General features: G+C 71.1%; 17 protein-coding genes. 8 read left to right on the plus strand and 9 right to left on the minus strand.

What is annotated here, in order from left to right; translation table 11 throughout:
* Window positions 1-311 precede the first annotated feature (311 nt).
* The 3 genes from ACLJQZ_RS27755 to ACLJQZ_RS27765 form a co-directional block, all read right to left on the minus strand.
* Window positions 312-575 carry a helix-turn-helix domain-containing protein gene (locus ACLJQZ_RS27755; RefSeq protein WP_410622811.1) on the minus strand — a complete coding sequence of 88 codons (264 nt, stop codon included), beginning with the start codon at window positions 573-575 and terminating at the stop codon, window positions 312-314.
* Window positions 576-593: 18 nt separating this feature from the next.
* Complete coding sequence (locus ACLJQZ_RS27760; RefSeq protein ID WP_410622812.1) at window positions 594-1004, minus strand: VOC family protein; 411 nt, start codon at window positions 1002-1004, stop codon at window positions 594-596.
* A gap of 87 nt (window positions 1005-1091) precedes the next feature.
* Window positions 1092-4505, minus strand: coding sequence for a S8 family serine peptidase (locus tag ACLJQZ_RS27765; RefSeq protein ID WP_410622813.1), 3414 nt, complete (start codon window positions 4503-4505; stop codon window positions 1092-1094).
* A gap of 368 nt (window positions 4506-4873) precedes the next feature.
* On the opposite strand from ACLJQZ_RS27765, the gene ACLJQZ_RS27770 reads away from it, so the two are divergent.
* Both ACLJQZ_RS27770 and ACLJQZ_RS27775 read left to right on the plus strand, forming a co-directional pair.
* Complete coding sequence (locus tag ACLJQZ_RS27770; protein WP_410622814.1) at window positions 4874-5284, plus strand: hypothetical protein; 411 nt, start codon at window positions 4874-4876, stop codon at window positions 5282-5284.
* 567 nt (window positions 5285-5851) lie between these two features.
* Window positions 5852-7054 (plus strand): MFS transporter, encoded by a 1203-nt coding sequence (locus ACLJQZ_RS27775; protein ID WP_410622815.1) that lies wholly within the window; start codon window positions 5852-5854, stop codon window positions 7052-7054.
* 67 nt (window positions 7055-7121) lie between these two features.
* Here ACLJQZ_RS27775 and ACLJQZ_RS27780 read toward each other — a convergent pair whose 3' ends face one another.
* The 3 genes from ACLJQZ_RS27780 to ACLJQZ_RS27790 form a co-directional block, all read right to left on the minus strand.
* Window positions 7122-7316, minus strand: a complete 195-nt coding sequence (locus ACLJQZ_RS27780; protein ID WP_410622816.1) for a hypothetical protein — start codon at window positions 7314-7316, stop codon at window positions 7122-7124.
* A gap of 287 nt (window positions 7317-7603) precedes the next feature.
* Window positions 7604-8725, minus strand: a complete 1122-nt coding sequence (locus ACLJQZ_RS27785; protein ID WP_410622817.1) for an epoxide hydrolase family protein — start codon at window positions 8723-8725, stop codon at window positions 7604-7606.
* A 30-nt stretch (window positions 8726-8755) separates the two neighbouring features.
* The gene (locus ACLJQZ_RS27790) at window positions 8756-10030 is read right to left on the minus strand and encodes an MFS transporter (RefSeq protein ID WP_410622980.1); all 1275 of its coding nucleotides are present in this window, start codon (window positions 10028-10030) and stop codon (window positions 8756-8758) included.
* Between the two features lie 161 nt (window positions 10031-10191).
* On the opposite strand from ACLJQZ_RS27790, the gene ACLJQZ_RS27795 reads away from it, so the two are divergent.
* Entirely contained in the window at window positions 10192-10779 is a 588-nt protein-coding gene (locus tag ACLJQZ_RS27795; protein ID WP_410622818.1) for a CGNR zinc finger domain-containing protein, read from the plus strand.
* 90 nt (window positions 10780-10869) lie between these two features.
* Here ACLJQZ_RS27795 and ACLJQZ_RS27800 read toward each other — a convergent pair whose 3' ends face one another.
* Window positions 10870-12027 (minus strand): mandelate racemase/muconate lactonizing enzyme family protein, encoded by a 1158-nt coding sequence (locus ACLJQZ_RS27800; RefSeq protein WP_410622819.1) that lies wholly within the window; start codon window positions 12025-12027, stop codon window positions 10870-10872.
* 123 nt (window positions 12028-12150) lie between these two features.
* Between ACLJQZ_RS27800 and ACLJQZ_RS27805 the strand changes: the two genes are divergently transcribed.
* From ACLJQZ_RS27805 to ACLJQZ_RS27825, 5 genes are all read left to right on the plus strand, one after another.
* Window positions 12151-12840, plus strand: coding sequence for a FadR/GntR family transcriptional regulator (locus ACLJQZ_RS27805; RefSeq protein ID WP_410622820.1), 690 nt, complete (start codon window positions 12151-12153; stop codon window positions 12838-12840).
* A gap of 48 nt (window positions 12841-12888) precedes the next feature.
* Window positions 12889-13164 carry a hypothetical protein gene (locus ACLJQZ_RS27810; protein WP_410622821.1) on the plus strand — a complete coding sequence of 92 codons (276 nt, stop codon included), beginning with the start codon at window positions 12889-12891 and terminating at the stop codon, window positions 13162-13164.
* A 95-nt stretch (window positions 13165-13259) separates the two neighbouring features.
* On the plus strand, window positions 13260-14696 hold the full coding sequence (locus tag ACLJQZ_RS27815) for an extracellular solute-binding protein (RefSeq protein ID WP_410622822.1): 1437 nt from the start codon (window positions 13260-13262) through the stop codon (window positions 14694-14696).
* Entirely contained in the window at window positions 14693-16714 is a 2022-nt protein-coding gene (locus tag ACLJQZ_RS27820; RefSeq protein WP_410622823.1) for an ABC transporter permease subunit, read from the plus strand. Before ACLJQZ_RS27815 ends, ACLJQZ_RS27820 begins: the two co-directional genes overlap by 4 nt.
* Window positions 16711-17979 (plus strand): mandelate racemase/muconate lactonizing enzyme family protein, encoded by a 1269-nt coding sequence (locus ACLJQZ_RS27825; protein ID WP_410622824.1) that lies wholly within the window; start codon window positions 16711-16713, stop codon window positions 17977-17979. Before ACLJQZ_RS27820 ends, ACLJQZ_RS27825 begins: the two co-directional genes overlap by 4 nt.
* A gap of 202 nt (window positions 17980-18181) precedes the next feature.
* On the opposite strand, the gene ACLJQZ_RS27830 is transcribed toward ACLJQZ_RS27825, so the two are convergent.
* Both ACLJQZ_RS27830 and ACLJQZ_RS27835 read right to left on the minus strand, forming a co-directional pair.
* The gene (locus ACLJQZ_RS27830; RefSeq protein ID WP_410622825.1) at window positions 18182-18922 is read right to left on the minus strand and encodes a ribonuclease activity regulator RraA; all 741 of its coding nucleotides are present in this window, start codon (window positions 18920-18922) and stop codon (window positions 18182-18184) included.
* A 298-nt stretch (window positions 18923-19220) separates the two neighbouring features.
* Window positions 19221-20204 (minus strand): MerR family transcriptional regulator, encoded by a 984-nt coding sequence (locus ACLJQZ_RS27835; RefSeq protein ID WP_410622826.1) that lies wholly within the window; start codon window positions 20202-20204, stop codon window positions 19221-19223.
* Between the last annotated feature and the right edge of the window lie 65 nt (window positions 20205-20269).

Raw genomic sequence — 20269 nt, forward strand, 5'->3', positions numbered from 1 at the left:
CCACAGTGGCCGGCGGCACCGCGGTGGTGACACATCGGGGGACAGAGGTGCATCGATCGGGTAAGCGGGCGCTGCCTAATGTGGGGCGCTCAGCGAAACCGATTTCGGAGGTCTGTCCCCGTGCCGGAGAAACCCGACACCGCGGTCGCGCTCACCCATCGGGCGATCGGGCTCCGGGCATCGGACCCGGCGCGGGCCCGGGAACTGCTGGGTGTCGCGCTGGCGAAGGACGACGGCTACGAGCCGGCGTGGCGGTGGCTCGCCGAACTGGTGGCGACCGAGGGCGAACGGCGGTTCTGCCTCGAACGGGCCTACGAGATCAAAGCCGATCCCGAGACCGGCCGCTCAAGGCCGTGCGCACCACGCTGCCGAGCACGCCCGCCGACGTCGCCGACCTGGTGGAACCGGCGCAGCAGGCTCCCGCGGGAGACGCCGGCGCGTTCCTGGATGCGCGAAGTCGTCGTCGCGGCGTAGCCGTCCTCGGCGAGACAGGCGACCGCGGCGGCCAGGATGCGCTCACGCGTGTCCCAGGCCCGCTTCTGCACGGGCAGCGGCGCGGGCTGCGAGGTGGCCATGGCCCGAGATTAACGGGCTCAGCGTTGTTCCTGGATGCGGACCAGGTTGCCGGCGGGATCGCGGAAGGCGCTGTCGCGGACGCCGTAGGGCTGCTCGATCGGCTCCTGGACGACCTCGGCCCCCGCGGCCTGCACCTTCTCGAAGGTGGCGTCGAGGTCGGGGGTGGCGAGCATGATCCAGCCGTAGGTGCCCTTGGCCATCATCTCGGTGATGGTGCGGCGCTCGGCGTCGGTGATGCCGGGGTCGGCGCCGGGGGGTGCCAGGAGGAGGGACGTGCCGGGCTGACCGGGCGGGCCGACCGCGATCCAGCGCATCTTGCCCTTCCCGACGTCGCTGCGGACCTCGAAGCCGAGCACGTCGCGGTAGAACGCCAGCGAGGCGTCCGGGTCGTCGTGGGGGAGGACGGTCGTGTGGATGGTGATGTCCATGGCGCTCACGCTAGCCCGCGGTTCCGCGACCCGGACGGCGACGGGCCGCCGGCTCCCGAGGGGGGAACCGGCGGCCCGGTGCTCGGCTCAGCCGATCCGGTAGTGGTAGGGCAGGGTCGTGATGACCTCGCCGGTGCCCTCCTCCGGCAGGCCGGTCGAGCCGGTGGGCAGGGTCGGGACGGTCACCAGGTTGAGGTGGCCGGTGACGTCGGTGCCGCGGGCCCCGGACGGGGTGATGGTCACCTGGACGGTGGCCGTCCGGCCCGGCTGGATGATCACCGGTGTGCCGCCGGTGCCCGCCGGGTCGATCGCCTGGTCGTACGGGTCTCCGGTGGACGAGGTCACGGCGTGGTCGAAGCCCGCGGTCACCAGGGACGAGGTGTAGCTCGCGTGCCCGGCGGGGGCGCCGGCCGGCCCGAACGGGCCGAGCTCCTGCACGTCGGCGAACCAGATGCCCTTGGTGACGTAGCCCTTCTTCTCCCCGATCGTGGCGACCGAGACGGTGCTGCCGGCCTGGGCCTGCTTCAGGTCGCCGAGCACGTCGATCCCGGCGGCCGAGCTCTGCAGCTCCACCTGGGCCGGCCTGGTCGACGAGGTGGCCACCGTCAGCTTGCTCGTGTCCGGCGGCACTTCGTAGACCGGCGCGATCGAGCCCGGCTCGGGCAGGTCGACCTCGGTCTGGCCGCCGACCGGGACCGGCTGCAGCGTCTGCGCGGTGTTGGTGCGGGCGTCGACGCCGATCGCGATCGGCTCGATGCCGGTGTTGTGCACGGTCACCGGCACCGTGACCGCCTGGCCCGCGGCCAGCTTGCCGCCGCTCGGCAGCGCCGGCGCGGACACCGAGACCCGGTCGAAGGCGACCGTGCCGGTGAACGGCTGCTGCAGTTGCTTGCCCGTCACCGGGTTCTGCACCACCAGCACCAGGTGCCAGCGCCCGGGCAGCGGGTTCGCGTCGGTCAGCTGCAGCCCGGTGCCCTGCGACACGGTCGTCGGCGAGGCGAGGGAGATGTTGCTGTTCACGTCGCCGAGCTCGCCGTTCGGGTCGACCAGGACGCCGTCGAGGACCGTACCCGGATCGGACAGGTGCACGGCGACGTCGAGGTCCTTCTTGCCCCGCGGCACGTCGAACTCGTAGCTGAACGTCTGCGCGGGGGAGAACGCGCGGGCGTTGCCGCCGGTGATGGTGCCGCTGAAGGCCCCCGGGCCGTTGCCGGTCGGGATGAGCGAGCGCAGCACCGCCGAGACGGACGTCTGGTGGCCGTCGGAGCTGCCGAAGGTCACCGAGTAGTCCGCGTCGCCGCCCGAGGCCGGGGTCGGCAGGGCGACCTTGACCGGCTTGGTCTGGCCCGGCGCCAGGTTCAGGATCTGGGGCGAGACCTGGCCGTAGGGCACGGCGCGCTGCGCGTCCGCGGCCAGCTGGATGTCACCGGTATACCCGGACGCGCCCGCGACCGAGTACAGCACCGCCGTCCAGGTGCCCGCGACCGGGTGCCGGACGTCCACGTTGGCGTAGTTCGCCGTCGCCGCGCCACCCTGCGGCCGGCTGTTCGCGACGAACGTGCCGTCCGGCGCGAGCAGCGTCAACCGTACGACCGGGGTGACCGGGGCGCCGTTGACCGTCTTGGGGCTGCCCTGCCACGCCATCCTCGTCAGCAGCCGGTCGGTGGCCGGCGGGACGCTGAACTTCACCGTCTTCTGCGCCCACTGCGCGCCGTTGTAGTAGGTGAACATCGGCAGCTTGGCCGCGTCGAACGGCACGGTCTGGGTCTGCGTCGACGCCGTCGCGAACCCGCGCGTGCCGGTGGACACGGTGAGCGGCTTGGTGCCGATGTTCGACACCTTGACCGTCGCGGTCTGCGTGCTGCCGGGCGCGCCGTCCAGGGTCAGCTGGTCGGTCGAGAGCGCGATGTTCGACGACACCCCGGCCGGGGCGCCGGTGGTGCCGGGTGCGGTCGAGGCCGCCTCGACGGCCGCGCGCGCGTCCAGCAGGCCGGCGCCCTGCTCGTCGGCCGGCAAGCCGAGGTCGCGCGTGGTGCCGGTGATCAGCTGCTTGATCAGGGCCGGCGTCGGCGACGCGCCGTGGTGCGTGCCGCGGTAGGCCTGGATGACCAGCGCCGCGACGCCCGCGGTCAGCGGCGCCGACTCGCTGGTGCCACCGAAGGATTCCAGGTCCGCGCCCTGCGGCGGCGACTGGAACGTCTGGCACTCCGCGTAGCCCGGTTCGCAGTCGGCCCAGTTGCCCTCACCGGGTGCGACCAGGTCGATCGTGCGGCCGTTCTGCGTGATGCCGGAGGAGGACAGCGCGGAGATGTTGTCGCTGACCCACTTTCCGTTGGAGAACGGGAAAGCCGCGTACGTGGTCTGCGCGTAGAGCCGGTTGTCCGTGGTCGCGCCGGCGGAGATGACCAGCGGGTCGGTGGCCGGGCTGCCGATGGTGGACGTCGTGCCCGCGTCGCCGCTGGAGGTGGTGACCGTGACGCCGGCGGCGACGGCCTCGTCGTTGAACACCTGGAACAGCTCGCGCGAGCTGGTGTCCGGGTACTGGTTGAGGCCGAGCGACTCGTTGATGACGTCGACGTGGTCGACGGTCACCGCGTAGTCGATGGCCTGCAGCACCGCGGAGTTCGTCGCGGTCGAGCCGAAGACGTTGAGCCCGACCAGGCTCGCGCCCGGCGCGACGCCCTTCACCACGATGTTGCAGCCCGGCGGCAGCGGGTGCGCCTGGTTCACGAACTTCGACAGGTCGTGCACCACGGTGCCCTGCGCGGCGATCGACGACGCGTCACCGAACGCCTCGGCACCCGAGTCCGTGGTCGCCGGGCCGTCCCCGGAGAAGTCCTGGTAGTCCGCGAACACCTTGGACCCGTCGGGCCGGATGAAGTCGGCGTAGTTCGGGTCCATGTTGTCGGCGAGGAAAGCGACCTTCACGCCCGAGCCGTCGGCGAGATCGGCCGCGCTCTTCGAGCCGTCGGTGCTGTAGGCGTGAATCGAGGTGAGCGCTTCCGGCTCCAGCAGCGGCTTCGCGGGGTCGGCCGGGCAGATCGCGCCGGGCGCCGTCGACGTCCGGGGCTGCGCGCTCGGCGCCACTCCGCTCGCCGCCGCCGGCGGTGTGCTCGGCGTGGGCAGCGTGACCTTGCTGTCGGGCAGCACGGACGCCACGGCGGGGTCCTGCGCGAGCGCGGCGGCCTGCGCGGGGCTGACGGTCGCGGAGAAGGCGTTGCCGACCGCGAAGTGCTTGACGTTCGCCGGCGCCGGGCCGGTGAGCTTGCCCAGCACCGCGTTCTGCGCTCTGGTCGCTTGGTCGCGTCTGCTCCCGGACGCCGCTTTCGTCGGTGGCGCTGACGCGATCTGGTCGCCCAGCACCACGATCACCGCCTGCGACGCGGTCCCGGCGCTCGCCGCGGGCGCGGCCGCACCGGCCGGCTGAATGGATCCGGCCAGCACCAAGCCACCGACGGCGGCCAGAATCGCCGGCCGGAGTATGAGCGACGAACGCCGCATATGCAGCTCCCTGGTCGTAGGGGTCAAATCCAGCAGATCCGACTAAATCGGACTCCCTTTTCGAGACTCGATTTCGTCGCCTGGCGACTATTGCGGTTCCCCGTCCCGTCCACAAGCGACAATGGTCGGCGATTCCACGCAATTCCGTGCCGCAACGGGCGTTACATCCGCATTGACCGATGCCACGAGTGGCTGTGGGCGAGTTGGAAAGTTCCTGACACCCCGTCGGCGGGGCGTCCTCCTGATCGGCGTCCGTTTCCCGCTCGCCTGACGGAATTCCCCGCACTCGTCCGGCGCTACCTGAGGGATGTCGCGCTGGGTATCGTCCCTGTGTCGTACAGAGGAACCACCAGTTCCGGAGGTAACCCATGCGCAAGAGTGCGGCCCTGGTTTCGACCGTCATGCTGGCGGCGGGCATCGGTGTGCTGACCGCCGGACCCGCAGCGGCCCTGGGTGGCGAGACCTACGGGTGCCAGGTCTCACCGGGTCCGGTGGGCTCCTACACCGGGAACTGCCACAACAGCGCGAAGTTCCACGGCCCCTACTCGGCCGGGTTCGCCGTCGGCGGCGCGGCCGCCGGCACGACCTACACCTGGCACGTCCCGGCCGGCTACCAGACCGCACCCGGCCTGTGCACCACCACGGCCGGCTGCCGGGTCGACGGACTGACCGGCGACGACGAAGTCACCGTCTCGGTCACCCTGACCCAGAACGGCGCCACCGAAACCCTGTCCGCCACCGCGTTCATCCTGGCGGTCTGCGGCAACGTCTACTGCTGACCGGCCGGCCGCGGCGGTCGCCGTCACCTGCTTCCCGAGCGCGTGGTCGAACCGGTGCCGACCCGGCCGAACAACTGCTGGGCGACGGACTCGCACGCTCCGAGAATGACACCCACCAAGACGACGAGCACGAAAGCACGCATCGAAACTCCCTCGGCTGGGCCATGGATCGATGGTGCGGACGCGCGGCAATAATCGTGGTGGAGAACGGCAATTCGAGCGCTTTCCGGAAACCGCCGAACCGATCAGGGACGCGGATTCTCATCGATTGAGGGTGTTGGTTCGGGCTAGCTGGTCAACGTGCCGATCTGCTGTCCGTCGGGGACCTGTATCGACTGGGTCGTCACCGGTTTCGTGGTCGTAGCCCGGATCCAGCGGACCGGTCCGTCCTTCCACCTGGCCGACTGCGGGTGCGGGATCCGGCCGGCGGCCGAGGGTTTCGCGGTGCCGCCACGGACGTCGATCGTGAACGCTTGGCCGTGGCCCTGGTCAACGCATGAATTCGTGAAGCGACATTGATCACCCCCGGCTCCGGCCGCCCGCGCCGGTCGCGCATGATGGCCGGAGATGGTTGAAGACTTTCGCCTGCGCTCGGTCGCCGCGGCGGCGTACGGGCCGGCGGTCCTGTTCGGGCTGTCCGAGGGAGCCGTGCTGCCGGTCGTCGTGCTGAGCGCGATCGACCGCGGGGCGAGCACGTCGACGGCCGCGCTGATCGCCGCGTTGCTCGGCGTCGGGTCGCTGGTCGCGAACATCCCGGCCGGGATGCTGGCGACCCGGATCGGTGAGCGCCGGTCGATGCTCCTGGCGGCGGCCGTCATGGTCGCGGGCGTCCTGACCTGCCTGGTCGATCTGGGCCGCGGGCCGGCGTCGCTGCTGCTCTACGGCTGCGGGATCCTGCTGATCGGGGCGGCGAGCGCGGTCTACAGCCTGGCCCGCCAGTCGTACCTGACCGAGATCGTCCCGGCGCACATGCGCGCCAGGGCGTTGTCGACGCTGGGCGGGAGCATCCGCGTGGGTGTGTTCCTCGGGCCGTTCGCCGGGGCCGGGGCGATGCAGGTCGCCGGGCTGCCGGGCGCGTACTACGTGAGCCTGGCCGCGATCGTCGCGGCGGCCGTCCTGGTGTTCCGGGTGCCCGACCTGGAGGTCACCGCCGGCGACGGGGTGAACGCGTCCGCCGTCACGACGCGGGGGATGCTCCGGCAGCGGTGGCGGGTGTACGCGACGCTGGGTGTCGGGATCCTGCTGCTGTCGGCGATCCGGCAGACCCGCCAGACGGTGGTGCCGCTGTGGGCGGCGCACATCGGGCTGTCGCCGACCGCCAGCTCGATCGTCTACGGCGTCGCCGGCGCCATCGACGCGCTGACGTTCTACCCGGCCGGCAAGGTGATGGACCGCCACGGGCGGCGGTGGGTGGCCGTGCCGGCGACGCTCGTGCTGGGCGTTTCCTTCGTCGTCATGCCGTTCGCGGGCGGCGTGGTGTCGCTGATGGTGGTGGCCATGGTGATGGGCTTCGGCAACGGCATCGGGTCGGGCATCGTGATGACGCTCGGCGCCGACGTGTCGCCGCGGGTGGGACGGCCGACGCACATCGGTATCTGGAACGAGCTCGCGGACATCGGCGCCGGCGCCGGTCCCCTGATCCTGTCCGTGGTGACCGCGTTGGCCGGCCTCGGCGCCGGAATCGTGGCGAGCGGCCTGGTCGGCTTCGCGGCGGCGGGCGCGTTGTGGCGGTGGATACCCCGGCCCCCACGCGCCGGCCCGGACCGCTGAGGCCGGGCACTCGGCGACGCGCTGCGGCCCGGTGACGGTCCGGCCCGCGCGGGCCGGACGCGGGGGCTCATTTCTCCTTGCCCTCCGTGATCTTCACGGACTGCCAGTTCCCCGGCGAGTAGATGGCGAGGACCTTGTCGTCGCCCTGGGGGTCCTTGCCGCCGTACACGTAGAGGATTCCTTCCGGACGCGAGGCTTCGAAGTGCTCGCCGTTCGGATACTTGTCTTCGTAGCTGCGGCTGGTACTTACCTCGACGGCCATCGATCACTCCTCGCTGAGTTGGTCTTCGTAGGTCGCGAACGGTGTCGAGGCCGTTACAGGTGGTGAGCTCCCGACGGGCGCCAGCGGGGGTGCGGCGCGGGGAGACCAGCTGCGGCCAGGGCGTCCCAGACGGGTTTCGCGTCGTACCGGTGGAAGCCCGGCCCTTCGACGAACTGGCAGCCGAACCCGGCGGCGGCGACCTTCTAGCCGGGGGAGCACAGTGCCGCCACACGGTTGCACGCCGACACTTCGAGGAGGGACCGCACGGCTGCCGAAGGAACGCACAGTCAGCGGAAGAGACGGAAGAACCCGCGCACCTGCTCGACCAGCGACTCCGGCTGCTCCAGTGCGGCGAAGTGGCCACCTCGCGGCAGTTCCTCGAACCAGCGCAGGTCGGTGAACCGCCGCTCGGCCTCCCGGCGCGACGGGACCGTGATGTCGCGCGGGTAGACCGACAGCCCGGACGGCGCGGTGACCGTGTCCCGGAATTCGGCGAAGCTCTCCCAATACAGGCGCGCCGACGACGTGGCCGAGGCGGTGAACCAGTAGACCGAGATCTCGTCGAGGAGCTGCTGCCGCGACACCGCGTCCTCGGCGTGGCCGTCGTTGTCCGTCCAGGCCCGGAACTTCTCGGCGATCCAGGCGGCCTGGCCCGCGGGGGAGTCGGTGAGGCCGTAGCCGAGCGTCTGCGGCCGGGTCGCCTGCTGTCCCGAATATCCCCGGCCGGTGCGCTGGAACTCCTTCGCGGCCTCGAGGTTCACGCGCTCCGCGGGCGTCGGGTCGGCGAACGTGCCCAGCGCGACGGACCCGAGGTTCACGTGCACGCCGGCGACCCGCTCGGGCGCCACCTCGCCCAGCGCGCCGGACACCGCCGAACCCCAGTCACCGCCCTGCGCGCCGTACCGCTCGTACCCCAGCGACACCATCAACGTGTCCCAGGCGCGCGCGATGCGCTTGACGCCCCAGCCGGTCGTCGACGGCTTGTCGCTCCAGCCGTAGCCGGGCAGCGACGGCGCGACGACGTGGAACGCGTCCGCCGGGTCCCCGCCGTGCGCGCGCGGGTCGGTCAGCGGGCCGAGGATGTCCAGGAACTCGAGCACCGAACCCGGCCACCCGTGCGTGAGCACCAGCGGGAACGCGGCCGGCTCCGGCGAGCGGACGTGCAGGAAGTGGACGCCCAGCCCGTCGACGGTGTCGCGGTACTGCGGGAAGACGTTCAGCCGCTGGGCGAACCCGAAGTCGTAGTCCTCGGCCCAGCTGCGGCACAGCTCCTGCGCGTAGGCCAGCGGCAACCCCTGCGACCAGTCGTCCACCGGCTCGGGATCGGGCCACCGCGTCCGGCGCAACCGGTCACGCAGATCCGCGATCTCGGCTTCGGTGACGCTGACTTCGAACGGTTCGGCGGCCACAGCGGGCCCCTTTCTCGGTACGGATGCGGGTCAGGCGCCGGGGCGCCGGGTCAGGCTGAGGACGAGTCCGGCCAGCGGCAGGGCCGCGAGCACGGCGAGGGCCACCGGCACCGGCACGACGCCGGACAGGCCCGCGACCGCGGCCGGGCCGATCCCGCCGCCCAGGAAGATCAGGAACGTGAGCAGGCCCTGTGCGGTGTCGCGGTCGCGCGTAGCGACCAGTTCCGGTGCGAGGCCCACCAGCACGGCCTGCGCGCCGGCGAACCCGCACACGGTCAGCGCCGTGCCGACGACGACCGGAACCGGCCCGGTGAAGACGGCGACCACGAGCACGCCGACGACGGTGAGGGCCGCCAGCCCGGCCGAGATCCGCCAGCCGGGGAACCGGCCGGTCAGGGTGCCGACCAGCCGTCCGGCCAGTACCGAGCAGGCGGCGGCCGGGACCAGGAGCGCGCCGGCTTCCAGGGCGCCGCCGCCCGTGGCCTGCTCGATCAGGGACGGGGCGAGGAACAGCACCCCGTAGTAGCCGGCGAAGACCGTCCCGCCGATGACCCCGGCGGGCAGGAAGCCGCGGGCCGCGATCACCCGGCGGGGCACGAACCCGTCGGGCGTGCGCCGCACGCGCCACCACAGTCCTGCGGCGGCGAGCGCCCCGGCGGCGGCCACGACGAGCGTCACCGCTGCCGGGAGACCGACCGAGTGCGCCTGCAGCAGCGTGATCACCGCGCCGGCGAGCACCGACAGCACGGCCGCGCCGACGACGTCGAACCGACCGGCCGGCTCACCGCCACCGGTAGGCGCGAACGAGCGCCTGCTCGCCCACGCGGCCGGCAGGAGCGGTAGCGCGACGACGGGGATCGCGAGCACGGCACGCCACCCCAGCCAGGCGGTGACCGCCCCGCCCAGCAGGGTCCCGCACGCCGATGCCGTCGCGCTGGCGGCGGCGATGATCCCCAGCGCCCGGATCCGTTCCCGCCCCGGAAGGGCGGTGACCGCGGCGAAGACGGCGATCACGGTCGCGCCCGCCCCGGCGCCCCCGAGCAGCCGGCCGGCGATGACGACCGGCAGCGTCGGGCCGGCTCCCGCGAGCGCCGAGCCCGCGGCGAGGGTCACGACCCCGGCGACGAGGACCCGGAAGGGGCTCCACCGGCCCATCAGCCGGCCCGCGACCGGCATCGCGAGTGCGGACGTCAGCGACCACGCGGCGAGGATCCAGGCCGTGGCCCCGAACGGCACCGCGAGCCCGCGGCCGATGGCCGGCAGCGCCACCGACGGCGCGCCCAGGGCGACGTACTGCGGCAGCACCAGCAACCCCAGGACCAGCCCCAGCCGGCGCCCGTCCGGGGAGTGGTCCGTTTCGCCGCTGAGGGCCCCGTCCGCTCGGATCGTCGTCTCCTCTCGGTATGGTGTGACACGTGACAGCTGCTTTGGATGTCACGTTACGGAACGGTGAGGAGACACGTCAAATGCTCGATGCGTGTTACACCGACGCGGCGGTCCGGACGGCCGTCGATCTCGCCAACACCTGGAAGCCGATCAAGGGAGAGGACGCGCTCGAGACCGTGGCGCAGCTCCGGGACTTCCTCGACGCCCATTCCCCAGCAGGCCTGGCCGGGGAGCAGGGGACCGGTCCGCGGCGGCTCACCGGCGCCGACCTGGCGGAGGTCCGCGCGGTGCGCGAGACGGTGCGTGCCGTGCTCGAACGAGCCACCACCGACGCGGCCGGAACCGCGGCCCTGATCAACGACGGCCTGCGTCGCAGCCGCGCCACCCCGGCGCTGCGCCACGATCACGACCGCTGGTGGACCGAGGTCACCGCCGACACCGACCGCTGCTCGGCGCACCTGGCCGCGACCACGCTCAGCGCGCTGGCCGCCGTGATCGCCACGCTCGGCCCGGCTCGGCTCGGCGTGTGCGCCGGGTCGAACTGCCGGGGCACTTTCGTGGACCTCTCGCGCAACGGCTCGAAGCAGTACTGCACCCGGACCTGCGCGCACCGGGCCAGCGTCACGGCCTACCGGAGCCGGAACGCCCAGGGCGACGAGCCGTCCTGACCGGGTACGCGGACCAGGCCGCCGAGCACCAGCTGACCCTCCACTGTGTACTGACCGCGCGGACGGTGCCGGGTCGGCTCGCGTGACCGGCTACTCGAACACCCCGTAACCCGCGACGGCGTGGGCCCGGACGCCGTCCATGTCGAGCTCCACGCCGATGCCGGGAGTGTCGGGAAGCGTGATGTAGCCGTCCTTGACGATCGAGCCGCTCCCGTCGGGGGCGTGGACGTAGCTGTCCCACACCGCGCGCTCCTCGAGGGCGTGCCATTCCTGGACCAGGAAGTTGGGGATCGCGCCGCACTGGTGCGACGTGGCCATCGTGCCCAGCGGCGTCGACACCAGGTGCGGTGCGAACGGGATGTAGTGCAGCTCCGCGAGGTTGGCGATCTTCTTGGCCTCGGCGAGGCCACCGCACTTCGGCACGTCCGGCTCGATGACGTCCACGGCGCCGCGTTCGAGCAGCTCGCGGAATCCCCACCGCAGGTAGAGGTTCTCGCCCGCGCAGATCGGCGTGCGGGTCTGCTCCCGCACGCGCACCAGCGCGTCGACGTTCTCCGCCGGCAGCGGTTCCTCAAGCCACATCAGGCGGAACGGCTCGAGCTCCCACGAAATCCGGCACGCGCTCGGCACGTCGTAGCGCGCGTGGAGGTCGATGGCCAGATCGACGTCCGGTCCGATCGCTTCCCGGACGGCGGCCACGCGCTCGACCATCGAGCGCAGCTCGGCGGCGTTGATCGTGTGGTTGAAATCGTCGAACTTGGCCGGGTGACGCAGGTTGTCGATGTCGAACTTGATGGCGGTGAAGCCTTCGGCGACCATCCGCTGGGCCCGGTCGACGCACCCGGCGATCGAGCCCGCCGGGTCGTCGCCGTCGCCGCAGTCGGCGTAGAGGCGGATGCGGTCGCGGAACTTCCCGCCGAGCAACCGGTAGACCGGCTGGCCCGCGGCCTTGCCCGCGATGTCCCACAGCGCGAGCTCGATCCCGGACAGCGCGATCACGGACACTCCGCCCTGGACACCCGCGAAAACCTTGCCGCGCCGCAGTTTCTCCCAGCACCGCTCGACGTTGCGCGGGTCCTCGCCGATCAGGAGGGGGGCCAGGAAGCCGATCATCCCGACGACGGCGCCCGCGCCGGCGTCGGGATTGGCCTCGCCGAACCCGCTGATGCCCTCGTCGGTGTCGATCCGCACCAGCGTGGCCTGACCGTGGTAGGCCACCACCGCCGTCGTGACGTTCACGATCCGCATTGTTCTCCCGCCGCCGGGTAGTGCGTACGAATGGACTGTCGCGAGGTCCAACTTGTCCGATAAGCTGATGACATGCAAAGGAGACAAGAGTCACAGGATGCTGTCAAGGTCCGGACTCTGCCGGTGCAGGTGGCGGCCCACCTGACCCGGCGCATCGTCAGCGGCGAGTTCAAGGAGGGCCGGGCCCCGTCGGAGCTCGACATCTCCCAGGAGTTCGGGGTGTCCCGTGTAGTGGCGCGGGAGACGCTCAAGATCCTCGCCTCGCTCGATATCGTCGATGTCGCGCAGGGCCGCCGCGTCGTCGTGCGTCCCCGCGCGGAATGGGACTACCTGAGCCCGTTGCTGATCGAGTGGCTGCCCGCGGAGATCGTCGGCGAGCTGCTGCAGGAGCTGCACCAGCTGCGCGTGCTGCTCGAACCGGAACTCGCCGCGATGGCCGCGGCGACCGTCACGGACGAGACGCTGGCCCGGCTCCGGGCCGAGATCGACCGGATGTCGGTGCTGGAGGCGGATCCCGAGGCCTACCTCGAGGTCGACCACGAGTTCCACATGGAGATCTGCCGGGCGGCCGACAACCGCATCCTGGACCGGATCATGTACTCCGCCCGCTGGCTCGGCACGGCCAGCCGGCGCATCACCAACGAGGGGCCGGCCGCGCTGCGCTGCGCCACCACCGACCACACGGAGATCTACGAGGCGCTCGTGGCGCGCGACCCGGAACGGGCCCGCGCGGCGATGCGCAAGCACCTGAGCAACAACTCCACGCTCATCGCGCAGACGCAGCGAACCAAGCGGGCCACCCGGCGGCGCTAGCACACCGCACGACCGGGATCCGGAACCGACGACGAGGACGGACGAGGCATGGCAGCACCCGCGATCCCGCCGATCCGGCCGGGACCGACCGGCCCCGGACCGGGCGTCGCGCGTGCGGGCCGCCGGCCGCCGGCCCGTGACGTCGAGCCCCGTCGTCCGCTCGCCCGCGAACACGTCGACGCGCCCTTCCTCGCAGCGGCGGCCGGACATCCGGACCGAACCTTGTTACTGGGCGAGAACTTCTTCCACCGCGACGCCCGCGCGCACCTCGACTTCGGTGTTATCCACACCGCATGCACCAGTTCGGCGTCCTTCGCCGCATGAACGACCCGCAGCGGGGCGCTCGCCTCGCTGTCCCGCCGGTTGCACCGTCGCCCCGTCGGTACGCGTCCGCTCGATCGGACGCGAGAGGAGTTGTCATGGAAGAGAAAACGGACCTGTCGAGACGCACGTTCCTCGGGATGAGCGCGGGAGTGAGCGCGCTGGGCGTGCTCGGTCTCGCCGGGTGCGGGAGCGGCCCCGCACCCGCACCGCAGGTCGACGTCCAGGTCCCCAAGGCACTGCTCGATCAGGCCGCCGCGCTGCGCGGCGGGTCGGCGGGGATGCTCTCGCAGAAGCTGTACTCCGAGGCCGCGAACAAGGCATTGGACAAGTCGTTGCAGGTGTTCGCGCAGGCCACCGGCACCACGGTCCGCAACGACCTGGTCTCCGGCGACGCCGGTGACATGGTCGCGAAGATGGACGCCGAGGTGAAGGCGGGCACCAACCGCGACCTGGCCTTCATGAGCGACCGGCGGTTCGTCGGCCAGCTCCACAACCTCGGCGCCCTCACCGACGTCACCGACGTGGTCACCGAGATGAAAGCGCTTTACGGGGAACCCGCGACGGAGGCGGCCAACTACTGCGTGTTCGACGGGCGCTGGTTCGCGATCCCGTACCACTTCATCGCGACCGGGATGTACCTGCGCAAGGACTGGTACCAGGAAAAGGGTCTCCCGCTCAAGCCCTACTACTCGTGGGAAGAGCTGCGCGACAACGCGCTGGCCGTCTCCGACCCGGCGAAGCGGCGTTTCGGCTGGGGGCTCACGGTGAACCGCTCCGGCGACGCCAACGGCTTCATCGCGAACGTCATCAACACCTACGGCGGGGCGATCGCGGACAACACCGGCACGAAGGTGACGTTCAACTCGCCGGAGACCGTCGAAGCCGTCACGTTCATCGGCGACATCTACACGAACCCGAAGTACAAGCCGATGCTGCCGCCCGGAATCGGGAGCTGGACCGACTCGAGCAACAACGAGAACTGGCTGGCCCAGATCCTGGGGCTCACGCTCAACCAGTTCAGCGTCTACGCCGACTCGAAGACCAAGAAGAACCCGGTCTACGCCAACACCCACCCGTTCAACGGGGCCACCGGACCGGCGCTCGACCGGCCGCTCGCGTACGGCGAGTCCAACTCGTTCGTCGTGTTCAAGGGGGCGAAGAACCCCGACCTCGCCAAGCTGGTGGCGAAGTTCATGGTCGGCGGGAGCGCCCTGCTCGGTGTCGCGAAGGAAGCGCCGTGCCTGGTGAATCCCTCGTGGGACAAGGTGTGGGACTCCGACCCGTACTACACCACCGGTGACCCGGCCTTCGCCGCGCTGCGCGAGCAGACCCGCGCGGCGCTCCCGATCAAGACCAAGACCGGGTACGCCTTCCCGCAGGCGCCGAGCCCCGGCGAGCAAGCCGCCACCGCCGCTTACCTGCTGACCGACATGATGCAGTCGGTCATCCAGGGCACCCGGCCGGCCGACGCCGTGGCCTCGACCCACACCCGGATCGTCCAGATCTTCGAGCAACAGGGCTACCGGCAGTGACCGTCCTGCGTCCGAAGAGGACACACCCGGCGCCGGCCCGTCCGGCGCCGGGCGCGTCGTCCTCGCTCACCCCGGCCCAGCGGCGGCTCGGGCGCGACTGGCGTCTCGCGGCGGTGTTCATCGGGCCGACGCTGGTGCTGGTCGCCGGCCTGATCCTGGTCCCGATCATCAGCTCGGTCGTCACCAGCGCCACCGAGCGCCACGGTGCGGACACCGTCTTCGTCGGGTTGGACAACTACACCGCCCTCATCGACGACGCGGTGTTCCACAAGGGCGTGCTCAACTCGTTCGTCTTCACCGCCTACGCCGAGATCTTCAAGGTGGTCTTCGGGCTCATCGCGGCGTTGATGCTGCACCACATGCGCCGCGGCCGGGCGATCATCGCCGGGGTGATCCTGCTGCCGTGGGTGATCCCGACGGTCGTCACGGCCTTCACCTGGCGGTCGCTGCTCGACCCGATCTTCGGCAGCGTCAACGTCCTGCTCACCGACTCCGGGATCGGGCCCGCCCTCGCCGCGATCGGGCTCGTCGACAAGTGGCCCGCGGAGTGGCTGTCCGATCCCGCGCTCGCGCTGCCGGCGGTCATCCTGGTCAACGTCTGGAAGGGCGTCCCGTTCTTCACGGTGACGCTCCTCGCCGGGCTCAAGGCCATCGACAGCGGTCTGCACGAGGCGGCGATGGTGGACGGCGCCTCGTCGTGGCAGCGTTTCGTGCACATCACGCTGCCGGGGCTGCGCCCGGTCATGATCGTGACGGTGCTGCTGTCCTCGATCTGGACGTTCAACAACTTCGACCTGATCTGGCTGATGACCCAGGGCGGACCGGGCGACGCCACCGCCCCGTACGTGATGGTGGCCTACTCGAAGGCGATCCAGCAGCTGCAGCTGGGCGCGGGCGCCGCGGTCACGCTGGTCATGCTGCCGATCATCGCCGTCCTCGTGGTGATCCTCGTGCGGATGATGCGCCGCAGCGACCAGCCGGGCGCGGCCGATATGGGGCGGGGTAGGTCACTGAGTCCCGTCCAGCGCCGGGCGCTGCCGTGGGTGATCGTCGCGGGCTCGGTGCTCGTGCTGGTCTGGGCGTCGCCGCAGATCGTCTGGAAGGCCGCGCTCGTGCTGGGCGTGTTCGTGGTGCTCGCGGCCGCCGTCGGCCGGGTCGTCTCCACGCTCGCCGCGCGCGGCAACCGGCTGGCCGCTCGCCTGGTCGCCGGCGGCGGCTCGGGGGTCGCGCTCGCAGGCCTGCTGGGCTTCGTGCTCGCCCCGATCTACTGGATGACGGTCACGGCCTTCAAGTCCGACGACCAGATCGTCGCGCGCGGCGACGACCTCTGGCCGACACCGTGGAGCACCGAGCAGTTCACCAACCTGTTCTCGGGCCGGGCGTTCGGCACCTGGTACCTCAACACGATCCTGGTGTCGGTGGCGTCCACCGTGATCGCCCTGGTCTGCGCGGCGCTGGCCGGCTATGCGCTGGCCCGGCTGAAGTTCCGGGGTTCGGAGAGCTTCACGGTGACGATCCTGCTCACCTACGTGATGCCGGGCGCGCTGCTGTTCATCCCGCTGTACCAGCTGATGAGCGGGATCGGGCTCAACGACTCGTTGTGGTCGCTCGTGCTCGCCTACCCCACGTTCACCCTGCCGTTCGCGACGTGGCTGCTCGTCGGCTACTTCAAGTCGATCCCGGCCGAGCTCGAGGAGGCCGCGCTGGTCGACGGCTGCACGCGGTTCGGGGCGTTCCGCCGGATCGTGCTGCCGCTGGCCAAACCGGGCCTGCTCGCGGTCGCGCTGTTCACGCTCACCAACGCGTGGAACGAGTTCCTGTTCGCTTTCGTGTTCATCACCAAGGACGACTACAAGACGCTGCCCGTAGGCATGCAGTCGATGATCTTCGGCGACGTCGTCCCGCAGGGGCAGCTGGCCGCGGCCTCGTTGCTGGTCAGCATCCCGGTCGTGCTCATGTACGGCTTCGGGCAGCGGTTCCTGACCGAGGGCCTCACCGCGGGAGCGGTGAAGGGATGAGCGAGATCACGGAGGAGCACGTCGCGACGGCGTCCCGGCCGAGCAAGCTGCGCATCACCGACCTGCGGGTGGCCAATGTGGCCGGGGTGCCGTTCCGCTCGTCGATCATCCGGATCGACACCAACCAGGGCCTGTCCGGCTACGGGGAGGTGCGCGACGGGGCCGGTGCCACCTACGCGCTGATGCTCAAGAGCAGGCTCGTCGGGGATAATCCCTGCGACGTCGACAAGATCTTCCGCAAGATCAAGCAGTTCGGGTTCCACGGCCGGCAGGGCGGCGGGGTCTCCGGCGTCGAGATGGCGGTGATGGACCTGGCGGGCAAGGCGTATGGCGTGCCCGCGTACGCGCTGATCGGGGGCCGGTTCCGGGACGAGATCCGCTGCTACGCGGACACGCCGTCACTGCCGGACCCGCGCGCGATGGGCGTCCGGCTGCTGGACCGCAAGCAGCGCGGGTTCACGATGCTGAAGATGGACGTGGGCATCGACCTGCTGTGGGACGTGCCGGGGGCGCTGATCGCGCCGCCGGGTGCCCGCGCGGACGCCACGACGATGCACCCGTTCACCGGCATCCAGGTCACCGCGAAGGGCGTCGACCACCTGGTGTCCTATGTGGACATCGTCCGCTCCGTCGTCGGCTACGACATCGCGCTCGCCGCCGACCACTTCGGTCACATCGCCCTCGACTCCGGCATCCGGATCGCCCGGGCGCTGGAGCCGTTCACCCTGGCGTGGATCGAGGACCTGATCCCGTGGCAGCTGACCGACCAGTGGCGGCAGCTCACCACCGCCGTCGACGTCCCGACGTGCACGGGGGAGGACATCTACCTGCTCGACGGCTTCCGGCCGCTGCTGGACGCGGGCGCCATCCGCGTCGCGCACCCCGACCCGGCGACGGCTGGCGGCATCGCGGAGACCAAGCGGATCGGCGACTACGCGCAGGAACGCGGGATCGCGATGGCGCTGCACCTGGCGGCGTCGCCGATCGCGACGATGGCGTGCGTGCACCTGGCCGCCGCCACCGAGAACTTCCTCGCCCTCGAACACCACGCCGCCGAGGTGGAGTTCTGGAGCGACCTCGTCACCGGCCTGCCCCGCCCGCTGATCCGGAACGGCCACATCACGGTGCCGGACACGCCGGGCCTGGGGTTCGGCGACGTCGACGAGGAGCTGCTGCGCCGCCACCTCGACCCCCGTGATCCGGTGTTCTTCGCCGAGACGACGCACTGGGACGGGGAGTCGAGCCACGACCGGTTGTGGAGCTAGTGTCGTGCGTCTGAGGTTCGTTGACGGGGTCCGGGCGATGCGCCCCAATGTGGCGTTGGGTGCGTTGGACGCACCCAACGCCACATTGGGGCGTTTGGGGCCGGGACGCTCCCGGAAGCATCGCGGCCCGGCTGGGGACGTGAGCTTCGGGGGCGACCCTGGTCTGGCCTCCTGGCCGTCAGGGGACTTGCGACGCGCGACACTAGGCGCGGCCCTGTTCGGCGCGCCACTGTTCGTACTCCGGCCGGGCCTCGTCCGACAGCGGGTAGTACCGCCGCAGGTCGCCGCCCTCGGCCAGCCGGATCCGGGAGAACTCCTCCCATTCCGCGTGTTCCTGAGCGTGGGCCACCAGGGCGGGGGCGAGCTTGACCGGCACGACGACCGCCCCGTCGTCGTCGGCGACGACGATGTCGCCCGGCTCGACGAGCGTGCCACCGCACGCCACCGGCACGTTGACGGCGGCCGGGACGATGCCGGTCTGGGTGTGGAAGTTCGGTGTGGCGCCCCGGATCCACAGCCCGAGGCCGAGCTGCTTGGCTTCGCCGGTGTCGCGCAGGCAGCCGTCGACCACGACGCCGGCGCCGCCGCGGCCCTTGAAGTAGGTCAGCATCATCTCGCCGAACACCCCGCTGCTCATGTCGCCGCGCGCGTCGACGACGATCATGTCGCCGGGCTGGGCGTGGTACATGACGTGCCGGTGCAGCTGCTTCTCCGGTTCTTCGTATTCCTCGACGGGATAGAGGTCTTCCCGTTTCGGCAGGAACTGCAGTGTCAGCGCCGGGCCGGCCACGCGCACGCCGGGGGTCACCGAGACCGGGCCGCGGATGAACGCGCTGCGGATGCCCATGCGGCTGAGCTCGCCGCTGGCCGTCGCGCTGCCGATGGCCGCGAGGGCCGCGCTGAGCTCGGCGGGCGGGCGAACGATGTCGTGCGTCTCGACCACGTCGATGGCTCCCTCGGGTCCGCGTTCACCGTGACTGTCGAAGAGTTTCACTGAGACTCCGGATCCGAGCCTAGTCCGGCGGACCTGCTTCCGCGACGTCATCCGGGTGGCGGTTCTGCCCTCCTCGCCACCAAAACACCGACCCGCGGTCCACGGTTTCCGCCGGCCATGCCCGGGCCCAGTGATGCCGGGCCCTTCCCGTTGCGGCGCCCGGGAAAGAGGCGGTGCGACGGACCTCGGCCGCCCGCGAGCGCGTGAATCAGCTGCGGCGGCGGCACTTCGGTCCGGATTCCGCTGATCAACGCAGAGCGGCGGCCAGCCACTCGCGCAGCGCCGCCGCCTTGCCCGGGTCCGGGCCCGGCTGGGGCGTGCCGTTGATCGTCGCCACCAGGGAGTGGTACCTGGTCAGCAGTTTCAGGCCGGTCGACTTGGCCAGCCACTGTGCGCCCTGGCCGTTCCGGTCGAATTCGGTGATGCTGCGGCGGGCCCGTTCGACGTCGTGCTTCCCGGTCACGGTGGCGGTGAACTCGGCCGAGTCGGCGGCCACCCGTTCGGCGATGTCCCGGGCCCGCGCCGAATCCGCGGGCACCCCGGACTGCTGTGCGGCCCGTGCTTCGATGAGGAGCTGCCGATGCTTCTCGGCGCGGGCCATCATCTCCGGCGTCGCCATCAGCTTGCCCCGCGCGGTACCGAAGGTGCGGTGGTAGAACTCCCGCACCGCCGTGCGGAACTCTTCGTCCTGCACGATTTCGGCGAGGGTGATCCACGCTTCGAGCTGCTCGGTGGAGGGCTCCTCGGGCAGGTGCGGGCGCCGGCTGCGCAGCCCGTCGACGTAGGTGGGATGGACGTCCAAGCCGTCGGTGACGAAGTCCCAGAACCGGGTGATGAGCGCGTCCCGGTCGTCGTCGGACATCGACACGAGCTTGTGCAGCAGGCTCACCTGGTCCGTCGTGGTCTGTTGCCGCACGACGGTCCGCAGCACGGCGCGGCGGGCCCGGAACTGCCGCAGCTGGTCCTCGACCAGCCGCAGGTGCGTGCGAGCCAGGTCGGGCAGGGTGGTCTCCGCGGTCAGCACCCGGCGGATGTCGTCCAGCCCGGCGCCCAGGTCGCGCAGGGTGCGGACAAGTTCGAGCCGGGCGATGGCGTGCACGTCGTACTGCCGGAAGCCGCCCTCGGTGAGAGCGGTGGGCGTGACGACGCCTTCGTCGGCGTAGAACCTGATCGCGCTCACGCTCAGGCCGGTGCGGCGGGCGACGACTCCGATGGCGTAAAGCTCTTTCATGCCGCCACTATGGGATCTCGAGTGGGTCGAGAGTCAAGGGCACGGGCGGCCTCCGTCCAGGCAGG

The sequence above is a fragment of the Amycolatopsis sp. cmx-8-4 genome, assembly GCF_046548675.1.
Classification (GTDB): Bacteria; Actinomycetota; Actinomycetes; order Mycobacteriales; family Pseudonocardiaceae; genus Amycolatopsis.